Source organism: Archangium sp., from assembly GCF_036389735.1.
GTDB lineage: Bacteria > Myxococcota > Myxococcia > Myxococcales > Myxococcaceae > Archangium.
In genome coordinates, this window is the sequence record NZ_DASVWK010000684.1 from 1 (window position 1) to 9226 (window position 9226).

The following is a 9226-nucleotide window of genomic DNA, read 5'->3' on the forward strand; positions in this document are numbered from 1 at the left end:
GGCCCTGGAAGCCATGATGCAACCATGCACAGTCCCCCCCGGAACTCCGCCACCCCCGGCCAGGACAGCGCGGCCTGCGGGAGCGGGTGCAGGGGAGAGGATGCCATGAGCCACCCCCTGTCGGCCATGGCCTGCCGGAGAATGGTCACCGGCGAGCACTCCAAATGCTCGATTCGGGCCAGTCCGACCCGGTGCGTCAGTACCGCGCCTTGAGCCCGAGGATGGGCAGGACGATGGGCACGCCCGTCGGCGTCTTCTCCAGTGGCAGGCCGGCGTAGCCGCCGCCGTAATCGAAGGCGACCACCTCCTGGCTGATGGTCACGTTGAGCATGTCCAGGTAGGCCTCGAGCGAGAAGGTGTCGTACACCCAGGCCTTGGACACCCGCACGTCGAAGCGGAGGAAGGGCGGCAGCCGGTCCACCTTGTCCTGATCCAGGGGCACCCACCGGGGGGTGCCGTCCAGCTCCCGGCCCTCCACCTGCGTGCGGCTGGTGAGGTTGCCGGACTCGGGGCGGCCGGTGTTGAAGTGCACCACGCCGCCCAGGGTGATGTTGTTGGCGAACTTGTAGCTGAGCACCAGGTTGAGCACGTGCGTCTGGTCGAAGACGTAGGGCAGGTCGCCCTCGGCCCGGCCCACCTGCCGGCCGTAGCTGTCGTAGCGGTTGAAGCGCACATGGCGCGTGCTGCGCTGGAGCGAGTACGACAGCCAGCCGAACCAGTTGCCCCCCAGCGGGCGGCGGATGAGCAACTCCAGGCCGTACGACATGCCCCGGCTGCTCAAGTCCCCCAGCGAGATGTCGGGGATGGGCGACTCATCCTGTGCCATCGGCCGCACCACGCCGCGCCCACCCGGCGGCCCGCCATCACCGGGCTCGTCACCGGGCAGAGACGGCGGCTCCTCGAAAATGGGGGCGTCGTCCTCGCTGGTGAAAGGCGTCAGCTCCACCGTGCGGATCATCGGGTTGACGTAGCCGTCCAGGCTCACGTCGAAGCCCCACAGGTTCTTGTACTCGGCGCCCGCGGACACCTGGAGCGTCTGCTGGAGCCCCTGGTCCAGCGCCGCGATGTCGATGACGGGCACGCTGATGAGCGTGGTGGGCGCCTGGTGGTAGAGGCCCACGCCTCCCTTGAGCGAGAGCTGCTCGCCCATCTTCCGGCGCACGGTGATGCGCGGCTCCACCGCGAACTCGTCCATGCCACCATTCAGGTGGTAGTTGTCCAGACGGATTCCGGGCACCACGGACCACGCGTCCTTCGCCCACTGCAGCTCCGCCCACAGGCCGCTGAAGGTGGCGAGCGCCACGGGCGCGTCGATGTTCGACTCGGTGAACGGGCTCGTCGGCGACTCGCGGCTGCGCTGGAAGAGGGAGAAGCCCGCGCGCTTGTGGTCCACGTCCAGGCCCGAGCGCAGGGTGACGCCCTCGCCCAGGCCGCGCTCGTAGCTCAAGCGTGCGGTGGCGTTGCGCTGGTCGATGCGCATCTCTGTACCGCCCTCGCGGGGCGTCGAGTTCTCCAGCGCGAACCGATCCAGGCCCACCGTGACACCGGCCTCCAGCTCGCCGCCGCCCACGGGGTGGCGGTAGCGCAGATCCACCCGGTGGAAGAGGACGGACTGGAGCGCGGTGGAGCCCTCGTCCGTCTTGGCCTCCGAGCCGAAGGAGTCCGAGGAGCCGAAGGCGAAGAGGCGCAGCCGGCCCGGCCCCACCTCCTGCTCGATGCGCGCCTGGTAGTCGTAGAAGTCCAGCACCAGCTTGGAGTCGTTCGAGCCGGGCAGCGCGAGGGCGTTGGCCCCGAGGGCGATCAACCACGGCGTGTACGAGAGGCGGCCCGCCACCGTGACGTTGGTACCGGTGGACTTGAAGGGGTACTCGGCGAAGAGGCCCGCGTTGATGAGGTCCGCGTAGGCGCTGCCGTGGAACCGGTCATCGCGCGGACGGGAAAGCCGGCCCTCCACCGCGCCGCCCGTCAGCCGCCCGTACTGGGTGGGCGGGTTGCCCGGGTAGAAGTCGATGGTGTCGATGAAGTCCGGGTGGATGACGGCCGGCCCGAGGAACAGGTGGAAGAGGATGGGGACGCGGATGCCGTCGAGGAAGTAGCCCGTGGCGGCGGGCTGGCTGCCGCGCACCACCGGGTAGGCGACGCCGGACAGCATGCTGCCCACGCCGGGCATCAGCATCATCACCCGGAAGGGGTCTCCCATGGTGCCGGGAATCTCCCGCAGCTCCGCGTCGTGCAGCGTGACGCGCGACACCTCGGTGCGCTCCCGGTCTCCGCGCACCACCGTCTCGTAGGGGTTCACCACGAGCGGCTCCAGGCCGTACACCACCTCCAGCACCTCGCCCGGGCGCACGTCCTCGTAGAAGTCCTCGGGCTTGTGGCCGGGAGCGGTGACGCGCACCCACTGCTTGCCCGGGGGCAGCCGCGCCTCGAAGCGACCGTCCGGCCCCGCCTCCACGGGCGAGTCCTTCGCGGCGAAGGGCACGAGCGTCGCCCCCGAGATGGGCCGGCGGTTGCCCTTGGTGCGCACCAGGCCCCGCAGGGTGACGGGCGGCAGGGGCTTGTCGGCGGCGGCTACCTCCTGGGGTGCCTCGAAGCGGTACTCGAAGCGCAAGCGCACCTGCACCGGCGCCCCGTCCACCGTCGCCGGAGAGAAGCGCAGGCCGGGCGCGGCGTGCAGGGCGGCCTCGTCCAGCAGCGGGTGCAGGCCCTGGACGAGCACGACCTCGGCCACCTCACCCTGCTCGTCCACCAGCAGCTCCAGTTGCACCGAGCCCGCCACTGGCCGCGCGGCCAGCCCCTCGGGATAGCGCGCCGGCGAGTCCGCCACCAGCGCGGGCGGCTCGAAGCGGGGCTGTGCTGGCGTGCCCGCGTCCGTGGACTCCGCGCGCGCCGCCGCGAGGGGAAGCAGCCCGGCCAGCACCAGGCTCAAGGCCGCACGGGGCCTCCACCACCGGTTCATCCGCCGCTGCTCGTTGGCCATGTGCACCCGTCCCTACAGGTGAAGGCGCTCATGACGCCAGCACCCCGGGTGGAAAGACAAGTCCCGAGCACCCCCGGAGCGCCTGCCCGCCCGGCTAGCGCTTCTGGAGCGCCCCGGCCACGAGGCCAATGAGCTTGAGCTGCGAGGCGTCCAGCTTGCGCAGCGTGCGCATGAGACGGCGCAGCTCGGCGGACTCCTCGTACTCGGGCGGGGACGTCTCGGCCACCCACGTGGGCACCTCGCCGCTGTTGAGCCCCAGGAAGGTGTCCGAGGGCATCCGCAGCGCGATGCACAGTCTGCGCAGCGAGGGGACGCTGGGCAGCATCCGCCCCCGCTCCAACCGCCCGTACACCTCCGTCGCCAGCCCTACCCGCTCGGCCACGTCCGCCTGGGTCAGCCCCGCACGCAGGCGCGCCTCGCGCGCGATCTCCCCCACGTTCGCTGCCAGCTTGCCCGTCGACGGTTGTCCCATGATGTTGGTTCTCAGGCCCTCAGGCGTGACCCATCAGGCCACTTGCTTAGAGCCTGTAAGCCACTCGGCGACAGGACAGGATGGGTAGTCGCGAAAACCTGGGACCCTAAGAGTGCTCGGGAACCACGAACTCCGACGCGCTCCACACCCCGAGCCAGCCCGCACCTCTCTTCAGAGGTGAACCGAACCCATGAGGTCGCCCATCGCGCCAGAGCAGACAGGTGACGGGATGACCACTCACATCCTGCTCCGGACATGGGACCTGGATTTCGCCTCCTGTGAGTACCCGGGATGTCCCCCGCCGGACTTTTCCGGGTCCAACCCCCCAGGAAGGGCCCTTTCCCCCACCCCGCCAGGGTGTCCGCCCGGGTATAGGACTCCCGTCCATGAGCGCAGAACGACAGCGCGTCCTCGTCGTGGAGGACCACGCGGACAGCCGGGAGCTGCTCGCCGAGTTCCTCGAAGCGCTCGGCTACGAAGTGGCCGTGGCGGGCAACGGGTTGGAGGCGCTCGAACAACTGCGGAGCGCGCCCCGGCCCGCGGCGATGCTGCTGGATTTGATGATGCCGGTGATGAGTGGCTGGGAGTTGATGCGGCACGTGCGCGAGGACCCGGCGCTGTGCTCACTGCCCGTGGTGGTGGTGTCCGGCGTGGGGGCAGCCCAGCCCCTGCCCGAGGGCATCCGCGGCGCCGTGCCCAAGCCCGTGGACCTGGACGTGCTCCGGGCGCTCGTCGAGTCCGCCACGGGACGACGGGGTTAGGCCGACATGGACTCGGAGGCGAAGCTGGCCGGGCTGGACAGGTCGAGCATCTCCACCCGCTCGCGGGCGCGGTCCCACCGGTAGCTCACCTGGAAGCCGGAGGGCAGGCGCAGCACCCCCACCTCCAGGCCGGTGCGCTGGGAGTACGGCGCCGGAGAGGAGGAGCTCGAGAGCCGTTGAGACAACTCGCGCAGGAGCCGCTCCCGGACTGACGCGGGGCAGCACGACAGCAGACGCGCCACGGAGTGCGAGAGGGTGAACCGGAGGGCCATGCGGTCAAGCTGGCCATGCGGGCAGGCACCGGCAAGATTCAGCCCGGTGCCCAGGGGCACCCGGTACCGGGAATCTGTCTGGTTTCGAGCGCAACACACCAGCAGGCGACCTGTCGGGCACCAGGTTCCGGCGAGGCCGCCCCTGAGTGATGATGGTCTGTCCAGCCGTTGCTTTAGAGGAGCGCCGCGATGCCGCCCGAGCAGAAGCGAGAAGCCACCTCCGAAGATCTCGCCGCGCTGCCCGCGAACATGATCGGGCAGCTCATCGCCGGTGAGCTCATCGCCTCGCCCCGGCCGGCGAGTGACCACGCGATGGCCTCCTCCGCTCTCGGAGCGGAGCTCTACAGTCCCTTCCAGCGGGGACGCGGTGGGCCAGGAGGGTGGTGGCTCATGGACGAGCCCGAGCTCCACTTCGGGAAGGACGTGCCTTCCAGCTCCGCAACGGACAGTGGGTCGAGCTGGGCTCCTGGTCGGGCAACGACCGCGTCCGGGCCGAGCCCTTCGAGGCCATCGAGCTGGAGCTGGAGGTGCTCTGGCTTTCCGAGGCGCCTCCCCCGTAATGCCCGAGCCCGCCGGGCTCAGCGCGCCACCACCCGCCGCACCTCGCCCCGCGCCAGGTGCACCCGCGCCAGCCGGCCCACCGTGTCGAAGAGCAGCAGCTCCCCATTGAGGAAGCGCACCGACACCGGGGGCGCACCCTCGAAGAGGAACCGTGCGTGCGCGGTCGCCGTGGCCCGGTGGAGCAGCCGCACCCCGAAGCCCACCGCCGTGCGCTCCAGCGCCGCCATCCAGCCCCCGCCGAGCACCAGGGCCTCCAGGTTCAGCTCGGGCAGTTGGAACGACGGTCCGGCGAACGGCCCGAGCCAGCGCACCTCCCGCTCGACGAGCACCGCCAGCTCCCCATCCATCTTCAGGGAGAGGTGCCGCAACGACTCCGCCGGCTCCACCGGCAGCCGCTGGCGTGCGCGCAACGTGAGGTCCGGTAGCGAATAGACCCAGCGCTCGTACTCCATCCCCGAGCGCTCGGCCCCCTTCTGCAAGTCCAGGGTGACGAAGCTCAGCGAGACCGCGTCCGAGACCAGCGCCTTCACCCCGAGGCCCACCTGCGTCACCCGCCATAGCGCGCGCGGGTCCGAGGCCAGCGCGTCCACCGCCATCACCGTGTCCTTCACGGCGATGAACCACAGGTTGCCGTCGTACTCCGGGGCGAAGGCGTCGACGCGTGCGTCGCACCAATGCTCGGCCCGACGCTGGATGAGGTCCAACCGCGAGAGGCGCTTGAGTTCTCCTCGCGGCGCGAGCGCCAGGGCCCGGTCCCCGTGCAGCGAGAGCACCAGCGAGAAGGCCGGCACGTCGAAGTGCGCCAGGCACCGGCCATCCGCCGCGAGCAGCCTCGCCCCCGCCTCGCCGAGCGCCACCAGCACCCGCCCCTCGGACAGGGGCACCGCGTCGAGGAGGGGCCACGGCCCGCCCTCCTCCGGGCCGAAGACGTACGACGCCGGCTTGCCGTCCGACAGGAAGCCCTGCCGCACGGGCAGGGGCGGCAACGGGGGCAGGTCCGCCCGCAGCACCGTGTCTCCCGTCGCGGCCACGAGGCGCTCGATGTCCTTGCTCTTCGAGGCCAGGTGGCCCGCCGCCCGGTCCCGCAGCACCGCGCGCACGGCCAATCGCAGGAGCGCGCTGGTCGTCGTCCCACCGGCCTTCTTCCCGTCCTCCAGCTCCTGGGTCAGCGCCTCGGCGAAGGCCTGACGGGCTGGTGCGCCCTCCACGTCATCTCCCTCGAGCAGCGTGAGCGCCCGCGTCCGCACCGCGTCGAAGCGCTCGGGGAAGGCCATGCCCATCCGCGCCAGCAGCCGCGCCCCGCTGACACCTCCCACCTCCACGCCCCGCTCGAACCACGCCAGCGTGAGCCGCCGTGCGTCCTCCAGCGGCCACACCACCTCCACCGCGCGCCCGTAGTTCCCCGCCTGGGCGAGCACCTCGCCCCACAGCAGGCGCAGCACGCGCGCCTCGGCGGGGTGCGTGCGCTCCAACCGCGGCACCGCGTCCGCGAAGGCCCCGGTGCGCCGGGCGACGTCCACCGCCCGCGCCACGTTCTTCGCCAGCAGCCACTGCCGCACCACCAGCCCCGGCGCCAGATTGCACGCCTCGGCCAGCTCCGCCGCCAGCCGCGGCTTCCCGTGGCGCTCCAGGAAGGAGACGGCCTCCTCCTCCTCGTGCAGCAGCTCGGCGAGGACGAAGGCGGCCTTCTCGATCTGCCCCTCGCGCTCCAGCTTCCGGACGGCCTGGCGGTAGCGCTCCTTCAGCGCCTCGAACACCTCCGCGCCCCCGCCGAAGATGCTGCCCGGCCCCCCCTGACGCGGCTGGATGACGAGCCGCTCCCGGGGACCGGGCAACCCGAGTGCCACCTGGGCCTGCTCGGACGGCTCGCCCTTGGCCAGGGGGATGGCGTAGCGCAGCGCCTCCTCCAGGTTGCCCTCGTCGAAGAGGTCGAAGAGCTTCCGCACGTACTCCGCCTTGCGCTGGCCCAGCAGGGCGCCCAGCGGCGTGGAGCGGGCGAGCCACCCGGCGAGTCGAGAGAACATCCCCGGGCCCCGAGGAGGCGGCGGCTTCGAGGCGGCGGTCTCATGCCCACCACCGCGCAGCCACGCCCGCAGCTGGCCGAGGAGCGAAGGCCGGGCCTCGGCGTCCACGGTCATCGCACCCGGTCGCTTCGGCTCCGCGCGCCACCAGGCCGCGAGCCGTGCGAGGAGTCCCGGACGGGGGGCTTCGGCCTTGGCCACCGGCTCCCCCCGACCCTCCATGCGGGCCCTCATCGCCTCGGCCTCGGGAGCGGGCGCTCCGATGCCAAGGCTGGCGCGGGTGGGTGCGTCGACGGGCGTGGGCTCGCGCACTGGAGGAGGCGGCGCGCCCAGTCCCTCCATGGGCACCAACGTCCAGGCGGACACGTCGAGCCACGCCGACACCTCCACCCGCTGGGAGCCCTCGAGCGGGTACACCTTCGCCGTCCCCGCGCGCACCAGTACGGCGGTGCCCGGGGGCGGGGCGAGGCGCTCGCGCTCGGAAGGCGACAGGGGCGCGGAGACGAGGACACCCTCCTCCACGGTGAGGGGAAGGCCCGGCGCTCCATCACAGGCCAGGCGGCGGGGGGCCGGCAGTCGCAGCAGGAAGCCCCCGGCGAGCGCGTACACCCCCACCCCCGGAGTCCACGCGGACAGCACGCGCCGACGCGCCTCGGCCTCGCCCAGGAGCGCGGGGTCGAACCAGAGGGCCACCGCCTCCACGGTGCCGCGGTGGACATGGGCGCGGGGCCCCCGATGTCGCGCGAGGCTCATGGGCTTCCTCCTGGAGTGGAGCGGTAGACGAGGGCGCGGTACTGGAAGCTCCACACGCCCACCTCGCCCTTCTCGGTGAGCCAGGCCAGCATGGGCAGCGCGTGGCTGACGGTCGCGGTGACGACCCGGGCCGGCGCCGTCATCAGCAGCTCGGGGGCACCACTCCCGGTCACCCGATGGAAGGTGCGCTGGTCCTGCGCGAGCGTCACCAGTGCCGGCCACTCGGTGCCCGCGGGCCAGGAGATCAGCCCCACCACGCGCATCCCCGTGGGAAGGGACAGCTCCATGCCCGGATCGTGCCCGTTGTGCAGCAACCGCCACGTGCCGGGGCGCTGACGCACCGCGAGCGGAGGCCCCGGCAACACCAGGCCCGAGTCCTTCACATTGGCGAGGTACGCCTCCCCATCTCCCTGGACCTCGGACTCGTGGCTCCAACTGGCCGACGCGTACCCATGACACCAGACCGTCAACGGGCCCCGAGCGCCCTCCCTCGACGAGCGGCCCACGCACAGCAGGGCGCCGCGATGCTCGATGACCGAGGCGACGGGGTGCAGGGGTAGGAGCTTGAGTTGACCCGAGTGCCACTCGCTCCCGTGGAGCATGCCCGCGCCATCCACCAGGGCGGGGGTCGCCCGCCTCCGCTGAAACAAGGACGTCACCAACAGCGGGGGCTCGCCGGCCCGGGGCAATCGGGGTGGCGCGGCACCATCGGGCACCGAGAGGACCCGCGGGAGCCCGTTGGGAATGCCCTGCAACGGCCCATGCACACGCAGGGTGTCGCCAAGCTGCGTCACCGTGAGCAACCCGCCATTGCGACGCCAGCCCATGGCCACCACGTGCTCGCCCGGTGCGGGCAGGAAGCGCTTGGGCTTGGGCGTGGTGGCGCGCGGGGACTGGGGGAGCGCCTGGGCCGCGACACTCCCGTCCCCATACGCGAACAGCAGCCGCAGCCCGTCCGCGGAAAAGCGGATGGCGCGCACGGTGGCGGGGCGGGTGTCCAGCACGGGAGCGGCGACGGCGGTGCCAAAGGGGTCCCGCAACAGCCGCACGCACTGGGGCGCTGGCGGCAGCTCCAGCACCACCTGACGCGAGGGCCGCGCCGCGGGCTTCACCTCCACCACCAATCGCTGGACGCCGGGCGCCACCTCCTCCTCCACGACGACGCGGGACAGGCCCTCGACGCCGGGGAGCCGCGAGAGCCGCGCCCCGCCCACCAGCCACACGTCATCGGGCGCGCGCCCCAGCTCGAGCGCCTCGCTCCACGCGGCGAGCTGCGCGCCCGTGGGAGGCTCCACGCTGCCGGCCTTCAGCCACTGGCCGATGGCGGAGGGGTCCACGGTGGTGAAGGGCACCTCGCGGGGAGGAGACTGGAGCACACCCCAGCAGAAGCCCGCCCCCGAGGCCTC

7 protein-coding genes are annotated in these 9226 nt (G+C 72.1%); 2 read left to right on the forward strand and 5 right to left on the reverse strand.

What is annotated here, in order from left to right; all coding sequences use genetic code 11:
• Positions 1–196: 196 nt before the first annotated feature.
• Positions 197–2980: a TonB family protein gene (locus VF794_RS24105; RefSeq protein WP_331114252.1), complete on the reverse strand. Its 2784-nt coding sequence runs from the start codon at positions 2978–2980 to the stop codon at positions 197–199.
• Between the two features lie 94 nt (positions 2981–3074).
• A complete protein-coding gene (locus VF794_RS24110; RefSeq protein ID WP_331114255.1) occupies positions 3075–3452 on the reverse strand; it encodes a helix-turn-helix transcriptional regulator in 378 nt (125 codons plus the stop codon).
• A gap of 386 nt (positions 3453–3838) precedes the next feature.
• On the opposite strand from VF794_RS24110, the gene VF794_RS24115 reads away from it, so the two are divergent.
• Positions 3839–4213, forward strand: a complete 375-nt coding sequence (locus tag VF794_RS24115; RefSeq protein ID WP_331114257.1) for a response regulator — start codon at positions 3839–3841, stop codon at positions 4211–4213.
• Here the strand turns inward: VF794_RS24115 and VF794_RS24120 are convergent.
• Positions 4210–4485: a hypothetical protein gene (locus tag VF794_RS24120; protein ID WP_331114259.1), complete on the reverse strand. Its 276-nt coding sequence runs from the start codon at positions 4483–4485 to the stop codon at positions 4210–4212. The two genes, VF794_RS24115 and VF794_RS24120, sit on opposite strands and share 4 nt — an antisense overlap.
• 383 nt (positions 4486–4868) lie before the next feature.
• Here VF794_RS24120 and VF794_RS24125 point away from each other — a divergent pair, with 383 nt between their 5' ends.
• Positions 4869–5045 (forward strand): hypothetical protein, encoded by a 177-nt coding sequence (locus VF794_RS24125; RefSeq protein ID WP_331114261.1) that lies wholly within the window; start codon positions 4869–4871, stop codon positions 5043–5045.
• Positions 5046–5063: 18 nt separating this feature from the next.
• Here VF794_RS24125 and VF794_RS24130 read toward each other — a convergent pair whose 3' ends face one another.
• Together VF794_RS24130 and VF794_RS24135 are read right to left on the reverse strand one after the other, a co-directional pair.
• Positions 5064–7820 carry a bpX6 domain-containing protein gene (locus tag VF794_RS24130; protein WP_331114262.1) on the reverse strand — a complete coding sequence of 919 codons (2757 nt, stop codon included), beginning with the start codon at positions 7818–7820 and terminating at the stop codon, positions 5064–5066.
• Positions 7817–9226 (reverse strand): hypothetical protein (locus VF794_RS24135; protein WP_331114263.1); only part of this gene is annotated, 1410 nt, incomplete at its 5' end. The genes VF794_RS24135 and VF794_RS24130, both read right to left, overlap by 4 nt.

Excerpts from the sequence above, each read along its gene's own strand:
- VF794_RS24105 (WP_331114252.1), bottom strand. The coding sequence starts at position 2,980 with ATGGCCAACGAGCAGCGGCGGATGAACCGGTGGTGGAGGCCCCGTGCG.
- VF794_RS24110 (WP_331114255.1), bottom strand. The coding sequence starts at position 3,452 with ATGGGACAACCGTCGACGGGCAAGCTGGCAGCGAACGTGGGGGAGATC.
- VF794_RS24115 (WP_331114257.1), top strand. The coding sequence starts at position 3,839 with ATGAGCGCAGAACGACAGCGCGTCCTCGTCGTGGAGGACCACGCGGAC.
- VF794_RS24120 (WP_331114259.1), bottom strand. The coding sequence starts at position 4,485 with ATGGCCCTCCGGTTCACCCTCTCGCACTCCGTGGCGCGTCTGCTGTCG.
- VF794_RS24130 (WP_331114262.1), bottom strand. The coding sequence starts at position 7,820 with ATGAGCCTCGCGCGACATCGGGGGCCCCGCGCCCATGTCCACCGCGGC.